Raw genomic sequence first — 24551 nt, forward strand, 5'->3', positions numbered from 1 at the left:
TCACAGCTGCTCGTCCAGGAAGGCGAAGATCTCGTCGTCGGTCGCCTCGTCGATCCGGTCCGCGACGGTCACGGGGGCCTCGGCGGTCGCGGAGACCCCGGCCGCCGCCGGCCTCGGTGCGTCGAACGCGGCCAGCAGCCCGGCGAGCCGCTCGCGGACGTCGGTGCGCAGGCCGTCGTCCGCGTCCATCAGGGCCACGGTCCGCGCCAGTTGCTCGATGCCGTCCAGCACGGACCCGGTGTCGGGCGCGTCGGTGACGGATGCGCCGGCGGCCGGCCGGGGCAGTTCGCCGTCGAGCCACTCCGCCATCTCCTTCGGCGTGGGGCGGTCGAAGGCGAGCGTGGTCGGCAGCCTGAGGCCGACGAGGCGGCCGAGCCGGTTGCGGAGTTCCACCGCCGCCAGTGAGTCGAAGCCGATCTCCCGGAAGGAGCGCTCCGGGTCGACCTCGGCGGCCGACGCGTGTCCGAGGACGTCCGCGACCTGTCCGGTGACGAGCTCCAGCAGCGCGGCCGCCCGCTCCTCGCCGGGCAGCGCCGCGATGCGCGCCGCCTCCCCGGAGCCGTCGCGACCCGCGTCGCCGGCCCCGGCCGCCTGTGCCGCGGCCGTCCGGCGAGGGCCGGCCGGGACGAGGGCCCGCAGCAGGGGCGGCACCGCGCCCGGTCCCCGCTCGGCGGCGAGGCGGCGCAGCGCGGGCCTGTCGAGCAGCAGCGGTACGAGGACGGCGGGGCCGTCGCCGTCCCGGTGCGCGGCCAGGGCCCGGTCGAGCAGTCCGAGGCCCTGCGCGGGCGGCATGGGCGCGATGCCCTCGCGGCGCAGCCGGTGGCGGGCCACGTCGTCCAGTCCTCCGGCCATGCCGTCCCGTTCGTCCCACAGCCCCCAGGCCAGGGACACCGCCGGGAGTCCGGCCGCCCGCCGGGTCCGGGCGAACGCGTCGAGGACGCCGTTGGCCGCCGCGTAGGACGCCTGCCCCGGGCGGCCGAGCAGTCCGGCGGCGGCGGAGAACAGGACGAACGCGCGCAGCGGCAGGCCCTCGGTGGCCTCGTGCAGGTTGCGGACGGCGTCGGCCTTGGACCGCAGGACGGTGTCGATCCGCTCGGGGGTCAGACCGGCGAGCGCGCCGTCGTCGAGGACGCCGGCGGTGTGCACGACGGCGGTGAGCGGGTGCTCGGGCGGGACGGCGGCGACCGTCTTCCCGACGTCGGCGGGGTCCGCCAGGTCGCAGGCGGCGAAGGTGACGGAGACGCCCAGCCCGGTCAGTTCCCGCTCCAGGGCGGCGGCTCCGGGGGCGTCCGGGCCGCGCCTGCTGACGAGCAGCATGCGGCGGACACCGTGGCGCCGGGCGAGGTGCGGGGCGACGCGGCGCCCGAGGGCGCCGGTGCAGCCGGTGATCAGTACGGTGCCCTCGGGGTCGAAGGCCGCGCCGGAGCCGGTGGCAGTGCCGTCCGCCGCCGGCGCGGGTGCCGGCAGCGGGGCGAGCGCGGGTGCGAGCAGGGCGCCCGCACGCAGCGCGAGCTGGGGCTCGTCCGAGGCCAGCGCCACGGGCAGGGCGGCCCGGGACGCCGGGGAGCCGTCGAGGTCGACGAGCGTGAAGCGGTCCGGGTACTCCGCCTGGGCGGAGCGCAGCAGCCCCCAGAGGGCGGCGCCCGCGAGGTCGGGCACGTCGGTGTCCCCGGCCTCGACGGCGTTCCGGGTGAGGACGACCAGCCGCGAGCCCGCCAGGCGTTCGTCCCCGGCCCACTCCTGGACGAGGGACAGGCCGCGGCGGAGGTACGCGCGTACGGGATCGGGGTCGGCGTCCGGGCCGGGCTCGGTGCCGAAGGGCGGGACAACGACGATGCCGGGTACGGGCGCTCCCCCGTCCAGCGCCTCGCGGAGGGCCGCGAGGCGCACGTACGGCGCGGGGTCGGCCCCCGGCAGCGCGCGCAGGGCCGCCGCCACGTCGTCGGTGGCGGCTCCTACGACCGGCCAGGTGCGGGCCGCCGCGGGGGCACCGGGCCCCGGCGACGGCACGGGACGCCAGTCGACCCGGTACATCGGGGCGGGTCCTGCCTCGTCCGGGCCCAGGGCGACCGGGCGCAGGGTGAGCGCGTCCAGGGCGAGGACGGGCGCACCGGTCGTGTCGGCGGCGTGCACCGAGAAGGCGCCGCCGTCCCGCGCCGGGGCCAGCCGGACGCGCAGGGTGTCGGAACCGGTCGCGTACAGGGAGACGCCCTGCCATGAGAACGGTACGAGCGTGCCGGGGTCGCCGGCTGCTTCGGACAGCAACCCGCCCGCGCGCCAGGGGTGCAGGGCGGCGTCGAACAGCGCGGGGTGGATGCCGAACCCGCCCGCGCCGCCGGCCGCGCCGGGCAGCCGCACCTCGGCGAAGACCTCGGTCCCCCGGCGCCACACCCCCGTCAGTCCGGTGAACGCCGGCCCGTAGCCGTAACCGCCTGCCGCGAAGCCCTCGTACAGCTCGTCCACGTCGGCCTTCTCGGCGCGCGGCGGCGGCCAGGCCCCCGCCGCCCACGCGGCCCCGGGCGCGGCGGGCCGTACGGGCGCGAGCACACCGCCGGCGTGCTCGGTCCACTCCGGCTCCTCGCCGTACGGGCCCGGGTGCTCCGGACGCGCGGCGACGGTGACGGCGCGCAGCCCGCGCGCGTCCGGCGCGTCGACCAGCACCTGCACCCGGGTGGCACCGCGCTCCGGAAGGGCCAAGGGCGCGCGGAGGTCGAACTCCTCGACCGCGCCCGCGCCCACCTCTTCGGCGACGCGCAGCAGCAGATCGGCGAAGGCCGTCCCGGGGAGCAGCACCGAGCCGGACACGGCGTGGTCGGCCAGCCAGGGGTGGTCGGCGAGCGACAGCCTTCCGGTGAAGAGCGTCGCACCGGAGCCCGCGATCGGGGTCTCGCCGGTGAGGAAGGGGTGGTCCTTCCAGACCAGCCCGAAGTGGGCCGCGGCGGCGGTGCCGTGGCCGGGGGCCGAACCGGACGCCCAGTAGGTGCGGCGCTGGAAGGCGTACGTCGGCAGCGGCACGCGCCGGCCGTCGGCGTGCCCGTACACGGCGGCACCGTCGAGCTCGGCGACCCGGGTGTGGAGAGTGGCGAGGGCGGCGGCCAGGGCCTCCGGCTCGGGGTGGTCGCGGCGGAGGGTCGGTACGAGGAGGGGTGCCTCGGACTCGGCGTCGAAGCAGTGACCGGCCATGCCGGAGAGAACGGCCTGGGGGCCTATCTCCAGGAAGACATCGGCGCCGGTCGCGCGGGCCGCGCGTAACCCGTCGGCGAAACGGACCGCCTCACGGGCGTGACGCACCCAGTAGTCGGCGGTGCGGAGCTCGCCGGAGGTGGCGAGTTCACCGGTGAGGTTGGAGACCACGGCCAGACGGGGCTCGTGGAACTCCACCGACGAGGCGACCTGCCGGAACTCGTCCAGCATGGGGTCCATCAGCGCCGAGTGGAAGGCATGGGAGACGGACAGCCACGTGCACTTCACGTCCCCGTCCGCGAGCTCCGAAGCCAAGCCCTCCAGAGCGGCCTTCTCCCCCGACAGAACCACCGACGCGGGGCCGTTGACGGCCGCGATCGAAACACCGGACGGCAGAGCGGGCAGGTCGGCTTCCGCGACCCGTACGGACAGCATCGCCCCGCCCCACGGCAGCGCACCCATCAGCCGACCACGCGCCACCACCAACCGCGCCGCGTCCGCCACCGAGAACACACCCGCCACACAAGCAGCCGCGATCTCCCCCACCGAATGACCCAGGACCACATCGGCACGCACACCCCGCGCCTCCACGGCCCTGAACAACGCCATCTCCAGCGCGAACAAAGCAGGCTGCGTGAACTCGGTGCGATCCAGCGTCTCCGCGTCATCGCCGAACATCACATCCCGGAGCGAACGATCACCCACCGCACCCAGCTCGGCACACACCTCGTCCAACGCCACCGCGAACACCGCATCCGAGGCATACAACTCCCGCCCCATCCCCGCACGCTGCGCACCCTGACCCGTGAACAGCACAGCGACACGACTCCCCCGCACCGCAGTCCCCCGCACCACCGCACCAGGCATCTCACCACCGGCAGCAAGCACATCCAGCCCCGCCAGCAACTCCCCACCGTCACGCCCCAGCACCACCGCCCGCTCACCGAACGACGCACGCGTGACGGCCAGCGAGTGGCCGATGTCCCGGGGGTCGGCGTCGTCCATGTGCGCCAAGTGGTCGCGCAGCCGGGCCGCCTGGGCCCGCAGCGCCGGTTCCGTGCGCGCCGACACCGGCCACGACAGGACCGGAGAGGCCCCGGGCGTGGGCTCGGTCGCGGGCGCCGTCTCCGCTTCGGCCGGCGGTTCCTCGACGATGACGTGGGCGTTCGTCCCACTGACACCGAACGCGGAGACACCCGCCCTACGCGGCCGGTCCGCCCGCGCCTCCCACGCCCGGGACTCGGTCAGCAGGCGCAGCGAGCCTGTGGACCAATCCACGCGGGACGACGGGGCGTCCACGTGCAGCGTCCGGGGCAACTGCGCGTGCCTCATGGCCTGCACCATCTTGATCACACCGGCCACACCCGCGGCGGCCTGGGCATGCCCGATGTTCGACTTCAGCGAGCCCAGCCACAACGGCTCACCCAAGCGCTCCCGCCCGTACGTCGCCAGCAACGCCCCCGCCTCGATCGGATCACCCAACGCCGTACCCGTACCGTGCGCCTCCACCACATCGACCTCACCCGCGGACACACCCGCATCGGCCAGAGCCTCACGGATCACCCGCTGCTGCGCCGGCCCACTGGGAGCGGTCAGGCCGTTGCTGGCACCGTCCTGGTTGACGGCGGTGCCCCGTACGACCGCGAGCACCCGGTGACCATTACGCCGCGCATCCGAGAGCCGCTCCACCAACAGCACCCCGGCCCCCTCGGACCACGCCGTACCGTCAGCACCCTCCGCGAACGCCTTGCACCGACCATCCACCGCCAACCCACGCTGCCGCGAAAACTCCACGAACACCGTCGGCGACGCCAAAACCGTCACCCCACCCACCAACGCCAGATCACACTCACCCCGACGCAACGACTGCACCGCCAGATGCAACGCCACCAACGACGACGAACACGCCGTGTCCACCGTCAACGCCGGACCCTGAAGCCCCAGCGTGTAGGCGACCCGGCCCGAGATCACGCTGGCCAGGGTCCCGGTGAGCATGTGGCCGCCGTACTTGTCGGCGGAGTCGTGCATCCGCCCGGCGTAGTCCTGCTGGGAGATGCCGGCGAAGACTCCGGTGCGGGTGCCGCGCAGCGTCTCCGGCACGATCCCGGCGTCCTCCAGGACCTCCCAGGACGTCTCCAGGAGCAGCCGCTGCTGGGGGTCCATCGCGGCGGCCTCGCGCGGGCCGATCCCGAAGAACTCGGGGTCGAAGTCACCCGCGTCGTGCAGGAATCCGCCCTGGCGCACGTAGGTCTTCCCCGGCGCGTCCGGGTCCGGGTCGTAGAGCCCGTCGAGGTCCCAGCCGCGGCCGGCCGGGAAGGGGGAGATCGCGTCGGTCCCGGTGGCGAGCAGGTCCCAGAGGGCGTCCGGCGAGGTGGCGCCGCCGGGGTAGCGGCAGGCCATGCCGACGACGGCGATCGGCTCGTCCGTGCCGGCCGTGAGCCGGGCGGTGGCGGCCGCTTCGGGTGCCGCCGCGTCCGTTCCGGCGCCGAAGAGTTCGTCGTGCAGGTGCCGGGCCAGGGTGGTGGGGTCGGGGTGGTCGAACAACAAGCTGCTGGGCAGGGCGAGGCCGGTGGCGGCGGCGAGCCGGTTGCGCAGTTCGAGGACGGTGAGCGAGTCGAATCCACTGGCCTTGAACGCGGCCCGCGGGTCGACCGAGGCCGCCGAGCCGCGCCGGAGCACCAGGGCGGCCTCCGTACGCACCAGGTCGAGCAGTTCCCGCCGGCGTTCCTTCTCCGGGAGGCTCCCCGACAGCCGGGCGCGTTCACCGGCCGGGGCGGTGCCGGGAGCCATACGGGCCGTCTCCAGGGCGGCGGAACGGGCGGCGCGGACCGCCGGGACCCCGTCGAACAGCGCCCAGGCCCCCCGGGGGGCCGACGGTCCGGCGAAGGCGGTCCAGTCCACCCCGGCGACGATCACCGAGGTCTCGTCGGCGCGGACGGCGCGGTCCAGCGCGTCGAGCGCGCGCTCCGGGTCCAGCGCCCGGACGCCGTCCCGGGCGAAGGCGGTGGCCGCTCCCGCGCCGGCCGCCATCCCGGCGCCGGCCCACGGCCCCCAGGCGAGGGACGTGGCGCGCTGTCCCCGCTCCCGGCGCCGGTGCGCGAGGGCGTCGAGGGCGGCGTTGGCCGCCGCGTACGGGGCCTGGCCGCCGTTGCCCCACACCCCGACGACCGAGGAGAAGAGCACGAAGGCGTCGAGGGCGAGCCCGGCGGTGAGGTCGTCCAGGTGGGTGGCGGCGGTGACCTTCGCCCGGAGGACCGCGTCGATCCGCCCGGGGGTGAGCCCGTCGAGGACACCGTCGTCGAGGACACCGGCCGCGTGCAGCACGGCGGTCAGCGGCCGGTCGCCGGGGATGCCGGCGAGGAGTGCGGCGAGCTCCGCCCGGTCGGCGACGTCGCAGGCGGCCACGGTGACGCCGGCGCCGAGCGCGGTCAGTTCCTCGGCCAGCCGGGCCGCTCCGGGGGCGTCCGGGCCCCGGCGGCCGGTCAGCAGCAGGTGCGGTCCCCCGGCGCGCGCGAGCCTGCGCGCCACCTGGGCGCCGAGCGCGCCGGTGCCGCCGGTGATCAGGACGGTGCCGGAGGGGTTCCAGTCGTGCCGGGCGGCCGGGGCGGGGGCGGGCACCACGCGGCGCACGTGGACGCCGGAGGCGCGTACCGCGATCTGGTTCTCGGGGGCGTGGGCGCTCGCCCGCGTGTCCGTGAGGACCACCCCGCCGAGGGCGCGGAGGGCGGCGGGGGCGGGTTCGGCGGGCAGGTCCACCAGACCGCCCCAGCGGTGGCCGAGTTCGACGGCCGCGACCTGGCCCAGCCCCCAGATCTGCGCGCCGGCGGGCGACGGCGACTCACCCGGACCGACGGCCACCGCGCCGCGCGTGGCGATCCACAGCGGGGCGGCACCGGGCCCGGCCTCGCCCAAGGCCTGGAGGAGCGCCACCGCGTCGGCCGGGCCGGGATCGGCCGGGGCCTGCCACAGGACGCGCGCGCATCGCGCGGCCGGGTCACCGGCTTCCCGCAGCAGCCGGACGGCCGTGTCCCGGTCGGCGCCCGCGGGAAGCACGAGGGTGTGGACGTCCGCTCCTCGTACGGTGAGTTCGCGTGCGATGCCGGCGGTGAGCGCGGCGTCGGCGGGGTCGTCCGGGGCGAGCAGCAGCCACGGCTCCGACGGGCGGGAGGGCGCGGCGGGAGCGGCGGCGCCCATGGGCTGCCAGGCGACGCGGTACCGCAGCTCGTCGTCCGTCTCCCGGCCGGTTTCCACGCCCGTACGCGCGGCGGCCGGGCGGGCGGCGGGAACGTCGTCCAGCCAGTAGCGGGTGCGCTGGAAGGCGTACGTCGGCAGGTCGATCCGGCGCGCGCCGCTTCCCTCGTGGAGCGCGGCCCAGTCGACGTCGACGCCCCGGACGGCGAGGGCGGCGAGCGCCTCGATCAGGGTGTCGGTCTCCGGCCGGTCGCGACGCAGGGCCGGGACGAGGAGCGGGGCTTCGGCCTCGTCGTCGAAGCAGTGGCCGGCCATGCCGGAGAGGACGGCCTGCGGGCCTACCTCCAGGAACACGCTCGCACCGGCGGCGCGGGCGGCACGGACGCCGTCGGCGAAGCGGACGGCCTCGCGAGCGTGACGCACCCAGTAGTCGGCGGTGCCGAGCTCGCCGGAGGTGGCGAGCTCACCGGTGAGGTTGGAGACCACGGCCAGACGCGGCTCGTGGAACTCCACCGTGGACACGACCCGGCGGAACTCCTCCAGCATCGGATCCATCAACGCCGAGTGGAAGGCATGGGAGACCGGCAACCACGTGCACTTCACCTCACGGGCGGCAAGGTGCGCGGCCGTCGACTCCAGGGCTTCCTTCTCGCCCGACAGAACCACCGAGGAAGGGCCGTTGACGGCCGCGATCGAAACACCGGACGACAGACCAGGCAGATCAGCTTCCGAGGCTCGTACGGACAGCATCGCCCCGCCCGACGGCAGCGCACCCATCAGCCGACCACGCGCCACCACCAACCGCGCCGCGTCCGCCACCGAGAACACACCCGCCACACAAGCAGCCGCGATCTCCCCCACCGAATGACCCAGCACCACATCGGCACGCACACCCCGCGCCTCCACAGCCCTGAACAACGCCATCTCCAGCGCGAACAAAGCAGGCTGCGTGAACTCCGTACGGTCCAGCAGCCCCGCGTCGGCGAACATCACGTCGCGCACCGAGTGCCCGTCCACCGGGCCGAGTTCGGCGCACACCTCGTCCAGCGCCGCCGCGAACACCGCGTCGGAGACGTAGAGCTCCCGCCCCATCCCGACGCGTTGCGCGCCCTGGCCAGTGAACAGCACCGCCACCCCGGTCTCCGGGTCGGCCGTGCCCCTGACCAGCTGAGGCGCCGGGCTCCCGGCGGCGAGCGCGTCGAGGCCGGCCAGCAGTTCCCCGCGGTCGCGGCCCAGCACGACCGCCCGCTCGCCGAAGGACGAGCGCGTGGCGGCGAGCGAATGCGCGGCGTCCAGCGGATCGGCGCCGGTGCGCTCCAGGTGCTCACGCAGCCGCGCCGCCTGGGCGCGCAAGGCCTGCTCGGAGTGGGCCGACACCGGCCACGCCATGACCGCCGGGGGCTCGAAGTGCTCGTCGGGGGCGGTCGCCCCGGCCGGTTCGGCCGGGGGCTCCTCAAGGATCACGTGGGCGTTGGTGCCGCTGATGCCGAAGGAGGAGACGCCCGCACGGCGCGGGCGGCCCTCGCGTGCGGGCCAGGGGCGCTCCTCGGCCAGCAGCTCGACGGCTCCCGACGCCCAGTCGACGTGCGGGCTGGGGGTGCCCGCGTGGAGCGTGCGCGGCAGCACGCCGTGCCGCATCGCCTGGAGCATCTTGATGACGCCACCGGCGCCGGCGGCCGCCTGGGCGTGCCCGATGTTCGACTTCAGCGACCCCAGCCACAGCGGATCGCCGCTCCGGCCCCGGCCGTACGTGGCCAGCAGCGCGTCCGCCTCGATCGGGTCGCCCAGCGCGGTGCCCGTGCCGTGCGCCTCGACGGCGTCGACGTCGCCCGGGGTCAGGCCCGCGTCGGCCAGCGCCCGCCTGACGACGTCCTCCTGCGCCGGACCGCTCGGTGCCGTCAGGCCGTTGCTGGCACCGTCCTGGTTCACGGCCGTGCCCCGGACGACCGCCAGCACGCGGTGGCCGGCGCGCCGCGCGTCCGAGAGCCGTTCGAGCGCGAGCACGGCGACGCCCTCGGACCAGGCCGTGCCGTCGGCGTCGGCGGAGAAGGGCTTGCACCGGCCGTCCGGGGCCAGGCCCAGCTGGCGGGAGAACTCCACGAACATGCCGGGCCCGGACATCACCGTGACGCCGCCGGCCAGTGCCAGGCGGCACTCCCCCCGGCGCAGGGCCTGTACCGCGAGGTGCGTCGCGACCAGCGACGACGAGCAGGCGGTGTCCACGGTCAGGGCCGGGCCGTGCGTCCCGAGGACGTAGGCGAGGCGGCCCGAGGCGACGCTCGGCGTGGTGCCGGTGAGCAGGTAGCCCGCGAACGCGTCGGCCCCTTCGTGCAGCCTGGGGCCGTACTCGGGCGCCACGGCACCGATGAAGATCCCGGTGTCACCGCCGCGCAGGGACGCCGGGACGATCCCGGCGTCCTCCAGGGCCTCCCAGGAGGTCTCCAGGAGCAGCCGCTGCTGGGGGTCCATCGCGGTGGCCTCGCGCGGGCTGATCCCGAAGAAGTCGGGGTCGAACCCGGCGGCCCCGTGGAGGAATCCGCCCTGGCGCACGTAGGTCCTGCCCGGCACGCCGGGGTCGGCGTCGTACAGCGCGTCGAGGTCCCAGCCGCGGTCGGCGGGGAAGGAGGAGATCGCGTCGGTGCCCGTGGACACCAGGTCCCACAGCCCTGCGGGCGAGTCCACGCCGCCGGGGAGGCGGCAGCCGGCGCCGACGATGACGACGGGATCGTCGTCCGTGGTGTCGCGCGTCGCCACAGGAGTGGCGGCGGGGGCGGTGGCCGGATCCGCGGTCGGCACGCCGAGCTGGGTTCCGGCCAGATGGTCGGCCACGGCGCGCGGGGTGGGCAGGTTGTAGACGAGGCCGGGGGCGAGGGGCACGCCGGTGGCGGCGCTCAGCAGGTCGCGGAGTTCGACCGCCGTCACCGAGTCCATCCCCTGCGCGGTGAAGGGGCGGTCGAGGGCGATCTCCGCGGGGTCGTCGTGGCCCAGGACGGTCGCGGCGGTCTCCCGGACGAGCCGGAGCAGCCGGTCGCGCGACATAGGCCGGTCCGTCCGGCGCGGTCCGGGGGCCGGGGACTCCCGGACCGTCTCCACGGCGTCGGGGGCCTGCGCCACGGCGGGGGCCGGCTGCCGGGGGTCGAGGCCTCGCGCCCAGTGGGTACGGCGCTGGAAGGCGTATGTCGGCAGCGGCACCCGGCGGGCGCCGGAACCCTCGTACGCCGCCGCGGCGTCGAGGCGGGGGACGCGCGTGTGGAGCGCGGCGAGGGCCGACGCGAACGCCTCGGTCTCGGACCGGTCGCGGCGGAGGGCCGGTACGAGGAGGAGGGCGGGGTCGGCGTCGAGGCAGGGGCCGGCCATGCCGGAGAGGACCGCTTGGGGGCCTATCTCCAGGAAGACGTCGGCGCCGGTCGCGCGGGCGGCACGGACGCCGTCGGCGAAGCGGACGGCCTCGCGAGCGTGACGCACCCAGTAGTCGGCGGTGCCGAGCTCGCCGGAGGTGGCGAGCTCACCGGTGAGGTTGGAGACCACGGCCAGACGCGGCTCGTGGAACTCCACCGTGGACACGACCCGGCGGAACTCCTCCAGCATCGGATCCATCAACGCCGAGTGGAAGGCATGGGAGACCGGCAACCACGTGCACTTCACCTCACGGGCGGCAAGGTGCGCGGCCGTCGACTCCAGGGCTTCCTTCTCGCCCGACAGAACCACCGAGGAAGGGCCGTTGACGGCCGCGATCGAAACACCGGACGACAGACCAGGCAGATCAGCTTCCGAGGCTCGTACGGACAGCATCGCCCCGCCCGACGGCAGCGCACCCATCAGCCGACCACGCGCCACCACCAACCGCGCCGCGTCCGCCACCGAGAACACACCCGCCACACAAGCGGCGGCAATCTCCCCCACGGAATGACCCAAGACCACATCGGCACGCACACCCCGCGCCTCCACAGCCCTGAACAACGCCATCTCCAGCGCGAACAAAGCAGGCTGCGTGAACTCGGTGCGATCCAGCGTCTCCGCGTCGTCACCGAACATCACGTCCCGGAGCGAACGACCGCCCACCGCACCCAGCTCGGCACACACCTCGTCCAACGCCACCGCGAACACCGGATCCGAGGCATACAACTCCCGCCCCATCCCCGCACGCTGCGCACCCTGACCCGTGAACAGCATCGCCACCCCGGTGCCCGGCTCGGCCGTCCCGGTGCGTACGCCCGCGGGCGTCCCGCCCTGGGCGAGCCCGTCGAGCAGGGTGGTCAGCTCCTCGCGGTCGGCGCAGTACAGGGCGGCGCGGTGCTCGAAGAGGGTGCGCGTGGTGGCGAGGGAGCAGGCGACGTCGAGCGGGTCGGCGCCGGTGCGCTCCAGGTGGTCGCGCAGCCGTGCGGCCTGGTCCCGTAACGCCTGTTCGGAGCGGCCCGACAGCACCAGCGGGACCCGGGCCGGAGTCGCGGGCCGCGCCGCGCGTGCACGCTCCACGCCCGGCGCCTCCTCCAGCACCACATGGCAGTTGGTGCCGCCCATGCCGAACGAGCTGACGCCCGCCAGCAGCGGTGCGCCGTCCTTGCCGGGGGCGAGCTCGGTGCGGGTCGTACGGACTTCGAGGCGGAGCCGCTCCAGCGGGATGGCCGGGTTGGGGGCGGTGAAGTTCAGGGAGGCCGGGAGGGTGCGCTCGCGGAGGCACAGCGCGGCCTTGACCAGGCCCGCGATGCCCGCGGCGCCCTCCAGGTGGCCGATGTTGGTCTTCACGGAGCCCACGAGCAGCGGGTCGTCGGCGGGGCGTTCCCGGCCGTAGACCGCGCCGAGGGCGTGGGCCTCGACGGGGTCGCCCACGGGGGTGCCCGTGCCGTGCAGTTCGACGAACCGCACGTCCGCGGGGCGGACGCCGGCCTGGGCGCAGGCCGCCCTGATGACGGCCTCCTGGCCTTCGCGGTCGGGGGCGGTGAGGCCGGGGCCGCCGCCGTCGTTGCCGAGGGCGGCGCCGCGTACGACGCAGTGCACGCGGTCGCCGTCGGCCAGGGCGTCGGCGAGGGGCTTGAGGACGACCGCGGCGCCGCCCTCGCCCCGTACGTAGCCGTTGGCGCGGGCGTCGAAGGTGTGGCAGCGGCCGTCGGGCGAGAGGGCGCCGAGCCGTTCCATGGCGGCCGAGCCGTCGTCGGCCAGGATCAGGCTGACGCCGCCGGCGACGGCCAGCCGCGAGGTGCCGTTGCGCAGGCTGTCCACGGCGAGGGCGACCGCGGCCAGCGAGGAGGACTGCGCGGTGTCCACGACCAGGCTCGGGCCGCGGGTGCCGAGGAAGTAGGAGAGGCGGTTGGCGAGCATGGCGCGCTGGAGGCCGGTGGCCGTGTGCGGGCCGACGGGGGCGCCGGTGCGGTGCAGCAGGGTGGCGTAGTCGTCGCTCATGGCGCCGACGAACACGCCCACCTGTTCGCCCCGCAGGGACTCCGGGAGGATCCCGGCGTCCTCCAGGGCCTCCCAGCCGAGTTCGAGCACGAGGCGCTGCTGGGGGTCGGTGTCCGCGGCCTCGCGCGGTGACATGCCGAAGAAGGCGGCGTCGAAGTCCGCGACCCCGTCGACCGTGCCGCGGCGGCGGCCGTCGGCGGCCCGGCCGACGGCCTCCGTCCCGGTGCTCAGCAGCTCCCAGAACGCGTCGGGGCCGGGTGCGCCGGGGAAGCGGCAGGCCATGCCGACGACGGCGACGGCCCCCGCCGGGGCGGGTACGGAGGAATCGGCGCGGCCGTCGTTCCGGTCGCCGCTTTTCGAAATCGCGAGATCTTCAGACACCAGCATTCCCCATGTGCTCGCCGTGCCATGTCATGTGAATTCCTGATTCCCCAAGATCGTACAGCGCGGCAGCACTCGGCCGGTGAAACGGTCAACAACCGGGAAGTAATTGTGTCAGGTCAGGAATGCGTGAATTGATTTCCGGAATTCGCCCGGGAATTGTGTCAGGTCCGCCTTGCGGCCGTGTCCGGCCCTCGCCGGGCGTCCCAGGCGGCGAGCAGTTCGCGTTCCCGGCCGGCGGCGAGGCCGCTGAGGTGGCCGTGGGTGTTGGCGAGGGGCAGTTCGGGGGCGGGGCGCTCGCGCAGGACGGCCCAGGTGTCGCGCACCGTCTCGGCGGGCGGGCGGCAGACGAGGCCCGCGGCCTCGGCACGGGTGGCGGGGGTGGCCCACATGCAGGTGTGTTCCGGCGCGTCGGGGATCCACATCGGCAGGTCGGTCCAGGGCGTCACACCGTGGCCGAGGAGGAAGTCGTCGTCGACCCACTCCAGTTCGGGGTCGGTGCCGGTGGCCTCGGCGCAGGCGGCGAGCCAGGCGCCGTAGGTGGTGTGGTCCTCGGGGGCGGCGACGATGTACGGGCCGGTGCGGCGCGCGTCGAGGCAGTGCAGGCCGAACGCGGCGATGTCCCGGGCGTCGATCACGCGCATGGCGAGGTCGGGGTTGCCGGGGGCGAGGACGCGCCGGCGCCCGCCCTCGGCCGCGCGCAGCCGCCACAGCCAGGCGTCCAGCTGGCCGACGTTGTCGTACGGGCCGGTGATCACCCCGGCCCGGAAGAGCAGGGTGCGGCCTTCGAAGTGGCGGGTGACGGCCCGTTCGCAGCCCGCCTTGAGGACGCCGTAGTCGCCGTCGTCGGGGCCGGCGTCCGGGGGGCAGTCGTGGGCGGGGGAATCGTCGTCGACCGACGGGTCGGCGCCCCAGCCGCGGAGGGCCGCGAGGCTCGACACGTAGAGGTAGGCGTCGGCGTGGCCGGACAGGACGCGGGCCCCCTCGCCGACGACGCGGGGGACGTAGCCGCAGGTGTCCACGACCGCGTCCCAGTGCCGGCCGCCGGCGACGAGCCGCTCCAGGTCGGCCGTGACCTCGCGGTCGCCGTGGACCGCTTCGACGCCGGGGAGGTCGGCGGCGCTGACCCCCCTGTTGAAGGTGGTGACCTCATGGCCGCGGGCCAGGGCCTCGGTGACGAAGGCACGCCCCACGAACTGTGAGCCGCCGATGACAAGGATCTTCACGGTGTACGTCCTCCTGTGGTCCCGGAGAGGCCATGGCCGGGCGGGGTCCGGCCACGGGGGAGGGGCGGGACGGCTCCGGCGGCCGGTGCCCCCTTGCGCGCCGCGCGCGGCGTCCCCGGCGCCCCGGTTCTCCGGAAAGCGGCGTCCGGACCGGGGATCCGGCCCGGCCGGCGGATGAGGGCCGGGGTCCGGGCAGCGCCCGTACGGGCCGCGCGCATACGTCGCCGCCGCGGCCCGAAAAGCGAATTGAACAGGACCGGGAATCGGCGGAACAACGATCCGCCCGGCATTGTGTCAAGTTCTCGTCGACCGGGGGATTTCGCACTGCATGCATGGTGTGTCAGGTCCGCCTTGTCGGCGATCTTGGCGATTCGTAGGGTCGGCCGCCGTCGCACCACTACTTTCCCAAGGAGAATGGCCGATGACCGAGGCCGTGACAGAGCCGTTGGAGCTCAGCAAGGAGGCCGACGCCCGGGAGCTGCTGGCCTGGTTCGCCTTCAACCGGGCCCACCACCCGGTCTTCTGGGACGAGGGCCGGCAGGCGTGGCAGGTCTTCCGCTACGACGACTACCTGACCGTCTCGACCCATCCGGAGTTCTTCTCCTCCGACTTCAACCAGGTCATGCCGACCCCGCCCGAGCTGGAGATGATCATCGGGCCGGGCACCATCGGCGCCCTCGACCCGCCGGCCCACGGGCCGATGCGCAAGCTGGTCAGCCAGGCGTTCACGCCCAAGCGGATGGCCGCCCTGGAGCCGCGGATCCGGGAGATCAACCAGGAGCTGCTGGACCAGGTGCGGGGCCGGGACACGATCGACGTCGTCGGCGACCTGTCGTACGCGCTGCCGGTCATCGTCATCGCCGAGCTGCTGGGCATCCCGGCCTCGGACCGCGACGTGTTCCGCGAGTGGGTCGACACGCTGCTGACCAACGAGGGCCTGGAGTACCCGAACCTGCCCGACAACTTCGGCGAGACGATCGGGCCGGCCCTCCAGGAGATGACCGACTACCTCCTGGAGCAGATCCGGAACAAGCGCGAGAACCCGGCCGACGACCTGATCACCGGCCTGGTCCAGGCCGAGCAGGACGGCGTCCGGCTCACCGATGTGGAGATCGTCAACATCGTCGCGCTGCTGCTGACCGCCGGGCACGTGTCGTCCAGCACCCTGCTCAGCAACCTCTTCCTGGTGCTGGAGGAGAACCCGGGGGCGCTGGCCGAGCTGCGTGCCGACCGGGGGCTCGCGGCGGGCGCGATCGAGGAGACGCTGCGCTACCGCAGCCCGTTCAACAACATCTTCCGTTTCCTCAAGGAGGACACGGACATCCTCGGCCCGGTCATGAAGAAGGGCGAGATGGTCATCGCGTGGAGCCAGTCGGCCAACCGCGACCCCGAGCACTTCCCCGACCCGGACACCTTCGACATCCGGCGCGCGGGCACCCGGCACATGGCCTTCGGGCACGGCATCCACCACTGCCTGGGCGCCTTCCTGGCCCGGCTGGAGGGCAAGGTGCTGCTGGAGCTGCTGCTGGACCAGGTCAGCTCGTTCCGGATCGACCACGACAAGACCCTCTACTACGAGGCCGACCAGCTCACGGCCAAGTACCTGCCCGTCCACGTCGAGTGGAGCTGACCGGGCCGCCGGCCCCGGGTTCCGCGGTCCGCGCCGGCCGCGGAGCCGCGCCCCGTCCCGAGAGGAGCGCCGCCATCGCCGAGAAAACCGCCGGGCAGCCGGCGAAGGCCCCGGCCCACGAGAGTGCCCCCGGCCCCGAGGGGGCCGCCGGTGCCCCGGACCCCGGCCCCGTCGGCCGGGTCAAGCCGTGCCGGCTGATCCGGCTCGAACAGCACATCGACCCGCGCGGCAGCCTCTCCGTGGTCGAGTCGGGCATGACCGTGGACTTCGCCATCGAGCGGGTCTACTACATGCACGGCCAGGCCGCGTCCTCGCCGCCGCGCGGGCTGCACGGGCACCGCACCCTGGAACAGCTGGTCATCGCCGTGCACGGCGGCTTCTCGATCAGCCTGGACGACGGGTTCCGGCGGGCCACGTACCGGCTGGACGAGCCGGGCGCCGGGCTCTACATCGGCCCGATGGTGTGGCGGGTGCTGAAGGACTTCGCGCCGGACTCCGTCGCGCTGGTCCTCGCGTCCCGGCACTACGAGGAGTCCGACTACTACCGGGACTACGACACCTTCCTGCGCGACGCACGGAGCCTGACGTGAACGTGCCCTTCCTCGATCTGAAGGCCCCCTACCGGGAGCTGCGGGCCGACATCGACGCCGCGCTCGGCCGGGTCGCCGCGTCGGGCCGCTATCTCCTCGGCCCGGAACTCGACGCGTTCGAGGCGGAGTTCGCGGCCTACTGCGGCAACGAGCACTGCGTCGCCGTCGGCAGCGGCTGCGACGCGCTGGAGCTGGCGCTGCGCGCCCTGGGCATCGGCCCCGGCGACGAGGTGGTGGTGCCCGCGCACACCTTCATCGCCACCTGGCTGGCCGTGTCCGCGACCGGGGCCCGGCCGGTGCCCGTGGACCCGTCCCCGGACGGGCTGTCCATGGACCTCGGGCTGGTCGAGGCGGCCCTGACGCCGCGCACCCGGGCCGTGCTGCCGGTCCACCTGTACGGCCACCCGGCCGACATGGACCCGCTGCTGGAGCTCGCCGGGCGGCACGGACTCGCGGTCGTGGAGGACGCGGCGCAGGCGCACGGCGCCCGCTACCGGGGCCGCCGGACCGGCTCCGGGCACGTGGTCGCCTTCAGCTTCTACCCGGGCAAGAACCTGGGCGCGATGGGCGACGGCGGGGCGGTCGTCACCGGTGACGCCGCCGTGGCCGAACGGGTGCGGCTGCTGCGTAACTTCGGGTCCCGGGAGAAGTACCGGCACGAGGTGCGGGCCGGTAATTCCCGGCTCGACGAGTTCCAGGCCGCGGTGCTGCGCGCCAAGCTGCCGCGCCTCGACGCCTGGAACGCCCGCCGGGCCGCGGTGGCCGCCCGCTACGGGGAGGGGCTGGCCGGCCTGCCGGGCATCGTCCTCCCGGAGGCCGCCCCGTGGGCCGACCCGGTGTGGCACCTGTACGTGATCCGCAGCGCGGAGCGCGACGCGCTGCGCCGCGAGCTGGACCGGGCGGGGGTGGCGACGCTGATCCACTACCCCGTCCCGCCGCACCGGTCCCCGGCCTACGCGGACGACCCGGCCGGCGCGCCGGAGGGCACCCACCCGCGCACCGAACGCCTGGCGGCACAGGTCCTCAGCCTGCCGCTCGGGCCCCACCTCGGCGACGACGAGGCCGGCGCCGTGGTGGCGGCCGTCGCGGCGGCGGTGGCGGCCACCGGCGGCGCCGGGGCCGGCCGCCGCCTTCCTCAACCGACGGAGAAACGATGACCCAGACGACACCGGGGCGGCCGCCGATGAAGGGGATCATCCTCGCCGGCGGCGGCGGCACCCGGCTGCGGCCCCTGACCGGGACGCTCTCCAAGCAGCTCCTGCCGGTCTACAACAAGCCGATGATCTACTACCCGCTCGCGATGCTCATGCTGGGCGGCATCCGCGAGATCCAGGTCATCTCCTCGCCGCAGCACATCCCGCTGTTCCAGCGGCTGCTGGGCGACGGCTCCCGGCTGGGCCTGGAGATCACCTACGCGGAGCAGCCCGAGCCCCAGGGCATCGCCCAGGCGATCACCCTCGGCGCCGGCCACATCGGGGACTCCCCGGTGGCGCTGATCCTGGGCGACAACATCTTCCACGGGCCCGGGTTCTCCTCCGTGCTCCAGGGCAGCATCCGGCACCTGGACGGCTGTGTGCTGTTCGGCTATCCGGTGAGCGATCCGCAGCGCTACGGCGTCGGCGAGATCGACAAGGACGGGCTGCTGCTCTCGCTGGAGGAGAAGCCCGAGCGGCCGCGCTCGAACCTGGCCGTCACCGGGCTCTACCTGTACGACAACGACGTCGTCGACATCGCCAAGAACATCCGGCCCTCCGCGCGCGGCGAGCTGGAGATCACCGATGTCAACAAGGTGTACCTGGAGCAGCGCCGCGCCCGGCTGATCGAGCTGGGCCACGGCTTCGCCTGGCTGGACATGGGCACGCACGACTCCCTGTTGCAGGCCAGCCAGTACGTGCAGCTGCTGGAGCAGCGGCAGGGGGTGCGGATCGCCTGCATCGAGGAGATCGCCCTGCGCATGGGGTTCATCGACGCGGAGGCCGTGTACCGGCTGGGCCGTGAGCTCGGCGCGTCGGGGTACGGCGCCTATCTGATGGAGGTGGCGTCCCATGCGGGAGCCGCGTGACCCGGCCGGTCCGGCGCCCGCCCCGGCGCGGCGCTTCCGGCGGATCCTGGTGACGGGCGGTGCCGGCTTCATCGGTTCGCGCTTCGTGACCGGGCTGCTGGACGGCTCCCTGCCGGGGTTCGGCGAGCCCGAGGTGGTGGTGCTGGACGCGCTGACGTACGCGGGCAACCTGACCAGTCTGGACCCGGTCGGCGACTCGCCGCGGCTGCGTGTCGTCACGGGCGACATCTGCGACGGCGACGTGGTCGCCGGGGCCATGGCGGGTGCGGACCTGGTGGTGCACTTCGCGGCCGAGTCGCACGTGGACCGGTCCATCGAGGACGCCGGCGCGTTCGTCCGCACCAATGTGCTGGGCACGCACACCCTGCTGCGGGAGGCCCTCGACGCGGGGCCCGAGCGGTTCGTGCACGTGTCGACGGACGAGGTGTACGGGTCGATAGAGGAGGGGTCCTGGCCGGAGGACCAGCCGCTCAGCCCCAACTCGCCCTACGCCGCCTCCAAGGCCGCGTCGGACCTGCTCGCGCTGGCCTTCCACCGCACGCACGGGCTGCCCGTGTGCGTGACCCGCTGCTCCAACAACTACGGCCCGTACCAGTACCCCGAGAAGGTCGTCCCGCTGTTCACGGGCAGCCTCCTCGACGGCGGGACCGTCCCGCTGTACGGCGACGGCGGCAACCGGCGCGACTGGCTGCACGTCGACGACCACTGCCGGGGCCTCGCGCTGGTGGCCCGGGGCGGCCGGCCGGGCGAGGTCTACAACATCGGCGGCGGCACCGAGCTGACCAACACCGAGCTGACGGAACGCCTGCTGGAGCTGTGCGGGGCGGACTGGTCGGCGGTGCGGCGGGTGCCCGACCGCAAGGGCCACGACCGGCGTTACTCGGTCGACTTCGGCAAGATCTCCGCCGAGCTGGGCTACGCGCCGCGGGTCGGCATCGACGAGGGCCTGGCGGAGACCGTGCGCTGGTATCGCGAGAACCGCGCGTGGTGGGAGCCCCTCATGAAAGGACGATGACCTCCGTGTCCGCAACCGAAGAGCCGCTCGGCCCGTACGGGCGGCGGCCGCGCCCCCGCCCGTACGGCCCCAGGGGGAGCCATGCGTCCTGAACCGGGGTCGGTGGCCGAGGCCGACTACGCCGACCGCCGGCTCACGGCCGAGCGGGTGCGGGTCTCGGCCGGCACGCCCGACAGCCGGGTCACGCCCACCGCGGACGTGCCCGGCTGGCTGGCCGCCTACGGGCGGGCGCACCATTTCCGGGCCGAGCCGATCCCGTTCGCCGGTCTCCGGCGGTGGTACTTCGAGCCCGGCACCGGCGACCTGCGGCACGAGTCGGGCCGGTTCTTCTCCATCGAGGGGCTGCGCACCAGCTCGGACGCCGATCCTGCCGACCGGGTGCAGCCGATCATCGTGCAGCCCGAGGTGGGGCTGCTGGGCGTCCTGGCGCGGGAGTTCGACGGGGTGCTGCACTTCCTGATGCAGGCCAAGCCGGAGCCGGGCAATGTCAACGGGCTCCAGCTCTCGCCGACCGTGCAGGCCACCCGGAGCAACTTCGACGAGGTGCACCACGGCCGCGCGACGCCGTTCCTGGACCACTTCATCCAGCACCCGCGCCGGCGCGTCCTGGTCGACGCGATCCAGTCCGAGCAGGCCGACTGGTTCCTGCACAAACGCAACCGGAACATGGTCGTGGAGATCGACGCGGAGGTGCCGGCGGACGACTCCTTCCGCTGGCTGACCCTGGGTCAGATACGCGGGCTGCTGCGGCAGGACGACCTCGTCAACATGGACACCCGGTCCGTGCTGGCCTGCCTGCCGACCGCGCACGCCGCGCCCGGTGACGACGGCGAGGGCTTCGGGGCCGCGCTGCGGCGGTCCTTCTACGGGGACCCCACGCCGCGGCACGACCTGCACGCGGTCACCAGCTGCCTCACCGACGTCCAGGCGCTGCGAGTGCTGCGCCAGCAGAGCGTCCCGCTGGAGCGCGCGTACGAGGACGGGTGGCGGCGGGACGGGAGCGCGATCCGGCACCGCAGCGGCCGGCGCTTCGAGATCATGGCGGTGGGGGTCACCGCGGAGCGGCGCGAGGTGGCGTCGTGGACGCAGCCGCTGCTGCGGCCCTGCTCGCAGGGGCTGGCCGCGCTGGCCGTGCGGCGGATCGGCGGGGTGCTGCACGCCCTGGTGGCGGCGCGCTCGGACGTCGGGACGCTGAACGTGGCGGAGTTCGGCCCGACCGTCCAGCACCGTACGGCCGGTCCCGGCGCCGCCGCTGTCCCGTACCTGGACTACGTGCGCGCCAGCGGCCCGGACCGGATCCGCTACGACGCGGTCCAGTCGGAGGAGGGCGGCCGCTTCTACCACGCGCGGACCCGCTACCTGGTGATCGAGGCCGGCCCGGAGCTGCCCGTGGACTGCCCGCCGGGCTTCCGTTGGGCGACGTTCGGGCAGCTCACGGAGCTGCTCGCGCACGGCCACTACCTCAATGTGGAGCTCCGCACCCTGATCGCCTGCGCGCACGCCGCGTACTGAGAACCGCCTACTGACGGTTCGGTCACATCCCCTTGACCTCGATCTTGGTCGAGGTTGTCGAATGGGCGGTGCCGGAACCGGGAGCGGGGTCGGCGGAATGTATCGGTCGATGGAGAGCGGTGGTCCTCATGTCAGTTACCGGCAGCGCGGAGAGTGTGCTCACCCCCGAGGTCGAGAAGGCCGTGCGCGGGGTCGTGCAGGCGCTGGAGGACGCCTTCAACGCCCACGACGCCGACGCCCTGGGCGAGCAGTACGCGCGGAGCGCCTCCTGGACCAACGCGATGGGTCACGTCAGCCAGGGCCGGGAGGCCATCGCCGAGGCCGCGCGGCGCGTGCTGCCGGTGCTGGCCGAGCAGTTCGTCCGCTACGAGGTGACCGGGCTGCTGCCCGTCCGGCCCGACGTCATCGCCGTGAACGTCGTGCAGACCCCGGTCACGCGGGCCGGTGAGCCCGTCGAGGGCCCCAAGGGCGCCCCGCTGTACGTCATCTCCCGGGAGGACGACGGCTGGAAGATCATCGCGGGGTCGAACACCTTCCTCAACAGCTGAACCCGCCGTAGCGGCGGGGGAACGACCCGTGGGGGGCGCGCCGTCCGGCGCGCCCCCCACGTCCGTCTTCCCGGCCCCCGTCCGCCTCCGCTACTTCGCGGCGGGCGCCGTCGGGCCGGACCGCGGGGCGGGGTCGGCGGCGGGCCGGGCGGGCCGCCGCGGCCGGCCGATGGTCCGCATGACGGGCTTCTCCACGAAGAAGTGCAGGAGCGCGGCGAGGCCGAGGCTCAGCGCGAAGGCGAGCACCGTGAGGCCGGTGGCGGCCGGGGTGTCCCACTGGCGGTAGTAGCTCAGCTCGCCGCCGAGGAAGCGGTGCCCGTACTGGATGACGAGGTAGTGGACGAGGTAGAAGGCGAAGGTGAGTTCGCCCAGCAGCACCATCGTCTTCGAGGCCAGCGGCGAGCGGGCGCCGCGCACGTCGCCCGCGGCGAGCGAGCCGAGCAGCAGGGCGACCGCCGGGACCGCCAGGCTGCGGCCCAGCCAGTCCGGCAGCGCGAACGAGACCGCGTACAGCGCGCCGAACACCAGGGCGCAGACCGGGGGCTTCGGCCCCGACCAGCGGCCGTTCCGCACGATCAGCGCCATGACGATGCCGAGCGTGAACTCCATGAGCCGGACCGGCGGGAACACGTAGATGAACCAGTACTGCATCTCCGGCATCCCGGCGTCCCAGGGCAGCGCCGGGTCCGAGGGCATCAGCAGGGCGGCGGACGGCACCGCCACCACGGCGACGGCCAGGCAGACCGCCCATTTCCCCAGCCTTTCGACGCGCACCTTGGAGAGCGCGCGGAACAGGAACGGGAACGCGGCGTAGAACAGCATCTCGGCGGAGAGCGACCAGGCCACCGGATTCATGCTGGCGTATTCGTGGAAGTCCGGGAACCACGCCTGCACGAGGAAGAGATTGGTCAGGAACCCGTCCCACACGGACCGGCCCATGCTCGGTTCCTGGAGCCACAGCACGATCGCGAGCGTCACCAGGAGCATGGGCAGGTGCAGCGAGAACGCTCGGGTCACCCGGCGCCGCCAGAAGGCGGTCAGGGATTTGTCGGGCAGGCCGGCCCAGGTGAGGACGAAGCCGCTGAGCATGAAGAAGAACGAGACCGCGTACGGGCCCAGCACGTTCAGCGGGACCTGCGCCTTCGTATTGATCTCGGAGTTCCGGAAGATGGGCTGCGCGGCGATATGCGCGGTGAACACCGTGAGGGCCGCGATGAAACGCATCCCACCGAGTGACGGCAGGTGTTTCGGCAAGGGCATGGGATTCCTCGGGACGGGCGAAGCGTGGATGGTCGGGGATTTCTAGGCCATGGGTGCCGGGGCCGACAAGGCATAGCTGACACAGTGGCGGCGGTATCCGCCGGGCCGTTCCCACGCACCGCCCGATATCACCGAACGTGGCGCCGGTGTGGCACGGCGCAGCGCGATGTGGTGGATCATCACCGGCTCCGGGCCGGAACCGGTGGGCTCGTCACCGCCTTCCGGGCCGCCGGAGGGGCCGTCGGGCCGAACGGTCGGTCGTGGCCGGAAGGGGCAGGAAGAGTGTGATCCGCTTATCTGGGAGCGCACCCGGAATTCCGCAAGGCTGCTCCACAGCTCATTACCGGGAAATTCACAGTGCTGTGGGGGATCTCGATGATCACTGCTCCGTTCGACCCTGAACCCTCGTTTTCCCCGGCCGGTCCCGTCGGGGACCCGGACTTCGATTCGCTCGTCACCGGAACCTGTGCGGAGCTGCTGGGCTCGCTGCGCCGCGCCGACCAGCGCAGGAGGGGTGAGCAGTACGTCCGCGGGCTGCTCACCGCCAGCGGCCGCAAGACCGCCCGCAACCTGGCCAGCTTCGTGGGCGAGGGGGCCGCGGCGCAGAGCCTGCACCACTTCGTGGCCGCGTCGACCTGGGACTGGCGGCCGGTCCGCGCGGCGCTGGCCCGTTACGCGGACGACTTCCTGCGCCCGGACGCCTGGGTGGTGCGGCCGATGGTGGTGTCCAAGACCGGGGCGAACTCGGTCGGTGTGCGGCGGCGGTTCGTCCCGGACCTGGGACGGGTGATGACCTGCCAGCGCAGCCACGGTTTATGGCTGGCGTCCGACGCGCTGTCGGTCCCCGTGAGTTGGCATCTGACGCTGGGCGGGGGACCGGACGGCGATCCGGGCCGGCCGCTCGGCACGCGGGGCGAGGAGGAGGAACTCGTCCACCTGGTGGCGGAGATCGCACAGGAGACCCGTACGGTGGCCCGGCCGGTGGTGATGGACGCACGGGCGGCCGCGCCGCTGTCGCTGGTGCGCACGCTGACCTCGGCGGGCCTGCCGTTCATGCTGCGGGTGGGGGCGGAGCTGCCGCTGGCGCCGGCCGCCGGCCGGGTGCAGGTCGACAGGCGGCCCGCGACGTCCCCCGCGCAGGCGCTGATGGAACAGGTGAAGCGGCTGAGCCACCCGGTGGAGTGCCATGGTTCGGTCAGTTTCGTCACGCCGCTGCCCGTGGTGCTGCCCGGTCTGCTGCCGCAGCGGACGCTGCTGCTGATGGGGGTGTGGCGGGCCAACCGCCGCCGCCCCGCGGACCTGTGGCTGACCGACCTCACCTCCTGGGGGCGGGGCCCGCTGCTGCGGCTGGCCATGCTGACCGACCGGGTGGACGCCGATTTCGGGGCGGTGAGCGTGGGGGTGGGGATGCGTGACTTCGAGGGGCGTTCGTTCCAGGGGTGGCACCGGCATGTGACGCTGGCGTCGATCGCGCACGCGCTGCGGCTGTCGCAGGGCGCGGGGTGCCTCCGGGCGCCGGTCGCCGTCTGACGCCCGGCCGGGGCGCCCGGGGT

At 74.1% G+C, this 24551-nt stretch carries 11 protein-coding genes; 8 read left to right on the forward strand and 3 right to left on the reverse strand.

Annotated elements, in window-relative coordinates; translation table 11 throughout:
* Both SMD11_RS08060 and SMD11_RS08065 read right to left on the reverse strand, forming a co-directional pair.
* On the reverse strand, positions 1–13155 hold the full coding sequence (locus SMD11_RS08060; protein WP_159395259.1) for a type I polyketide synthase: 13155 nt from the start codon (positions 13153–13155) through the stop codon (positions 1–3).
* A 164-nt stretch (positions 13156–13319) separates the two neighbouring features.
* Positions 13320–14381, reverse strand: a complete 1062-nt coding sequence (locus tag SMD11_RS08065) for an NAD-dependent epimerase/dehydratase family protein (protein WP_087925792.1) — start codon at positions 14379–14381, stop codon at positions 13320–13322.
* Positions 14382–14802: 421 nt separating this feature from the next.
* On the opposite strand from SMD11_RS08065, the gene SMD11_RS08070 reads away from it, so the two are divergent.
* The 7 genes from SMD11_RS08070 (at position 14803) to SMD11_RS08100 (ending at position 21738) form a co-directional block, all read left to right on the forward strand.
* A complete protein-coding gene (locus SMD11_RS08070) occupies positions 14803–16011 on the forward strand; it encodes a cytochrome P450 (RefSeq protein WP_087925793.1) in 1209 nt (402 codons plus the stop codon).
* Positions 16002–16601 (forward strand): sugar 3,4-ketoisomerase, encoded by a 600-nt coding sequence (locus SMD11_RS08075; protein ID WP_234365960.1) that lies wholly within the window; start codon positions 16002–16004, stop codon positions 16599–16601. Before SMD11_RS08070 ends, SMD11_RS08075 begins: the two co-directional genes overlap by 10 nt.
* On the forward strand, positions 16598–17758 hold the full coding sequence (locus tag SMD11_RS08080; RefSeq protein WP_087925794.1) for a DegT/DnrJ/EryC1/StrS family aminotransferase: 1161 nt from the start codon (positions 16598–16600) through the stop codon (positions 17756–17758). Before SMD11_RS08075 ends, SMD11_RS08080 begins: the two co-directional genes overlap by 4 nt.
* Positions 17759–17784: 26 nt before the next feature.
* Positions 17785–18663 carry a glucose-1-phosphate thymidylyltransferase RfbA gene (gene rfbA / locus SMD11_RS08085; protein ID WP_087930357.1) on the forward strand — a complete coding sequence of 293 codons (879 nt, stop codon included), beginning with the start codon at positions 17785–17787 and terminating at the stop codon, positions 18661–18663.
* On the forward strand, positions 18647–19678 hold the full coding sequence (rfbB, locus tag SMD11_RS08090; RefSeq protein ID WP_087925795.1) for a dTDP-glucose 4,6-dehydratase: 1032 nt from the start codon (positions 18647–18649) through the stop codon (positions 19676–19678). The genes rfbA and rfbB overlap by 17 nt, the downstream gene beginning before the upstream one ends.
* Before the next feature lie 81 nt (positions 19679–19759).
* A complete protein-coding gene (locus SMD11_RS08095) occupies positions 19760–21190 on the forward strand; it encodes an NDP-hexose 2,3-dehydratase family protein (RefSeq protein ID WP_087925796.1) in 1431 nt (476 codons plus the stop codon).
* 128 nt (positions 21191–21318) lie between these two features.
* On the forward strand, positions 21319–21738 hold the full coding sequence (locus tag SMD11_RS08100; protein WP_087930358.1) for an SgcJ/EcaC family oxidoreductase: 420 nt from the start codon (positions 21319–21321) through the stop codon (positions 21736–21738).
* Between the two features lie 90 nt (positions 21739–21828).
* On the opposite strand, the gene SMD11_RS08105 is transcribed toward SMD11_RS08100, so the two are convergent.
* Positions 21829–22962 carry an acyltransferase family protein gene (locus SMD11_RS08105; protein ID WP_159395260.1) on the reverse strand — a complete coding sequence of 378 codons (1134 nt, stop codon included), beginning with the start codon at positions 22960–22962 and terminating at the stop codon, positions 21829–21831.
* Positions 22963–23373: 411 nt separating this feature from the next.
* On the opposite strand from SMD11_RS08105, the gene SMD11_RS08110 reads away from it, so the two are divergent.
* Positions 23374–24528: a transposase gene (locus SMD11_RS08110; protein WP_159395261.1), complete on the forward strand. Its 1155-nt coding sequence runs from the start codon at positions 23374–23376 to the stop codon at positions 24526–24528.
* Positions 24529–24551 lie beyond the last annotated feature (23 nt).

It is taken from the genome of Streptomyces albireticuli (assembly GCF_002192455.1).
Lineage (GTDB): Bacteria > Actinomycetota > Actinomycetes > Streptomycetales > Streptomycetaceae > Streptomyces > Streptomyces albireticuli_B.

Bases quoted from the DNA above. Each gene is read 5' to 3' on its own strand.
- SMD11_RS08070 (WP_087925793.1), top strand. From the start codon at position 14,803: ATGACCGAGGCCGTGACAGAGCCGTTGGAGCTCAGCAAGGAGGCCGAC.
- rfbB (WP_087925795.1), top strand. From the start codon at position 18,647: ATGCGGGAGCCGCGTGACCCGGCCGGTCCGGCGCCCGCCCCGGCGCGG.
- SMD11_RS08110 (WP_159395261.1), top strand. From the start codon at position 23,374: ATGATCACTGCTCCGTTCGACCCTGAACCCTCGTTTTCCCCGGCCGGT.
- rfbA (WP_087930357.1), top strand. From the start codon at position 17,785: ATGAAGGGGATCATCCTCGCCGGCGGCGGCGGCACCCGGCTGCGGCCC.
- SMD11_RS08100 (WP_087930358.1), top strand. From the start codon at position 21,319: ATGTCAGTTACCGGCAGCGCGGAGAGTGTGCTCACCCCCGAGGTCGAG.
- SMD11_RS08095 (WP_087925796.1), top strand. From the start codon at position 19,760: ATGCGTCCTGAACCGGGGTCGGTGGCCGAGGCCGACTACGCCGACCGC.
- SMD11_RS08105 (WP_159395260.1), bottom strand. From the start codon at position 22,962: ATGCGTTTCATCGCGGCCCTCACGGTGTTCACCGCGCATATCGCCGCG.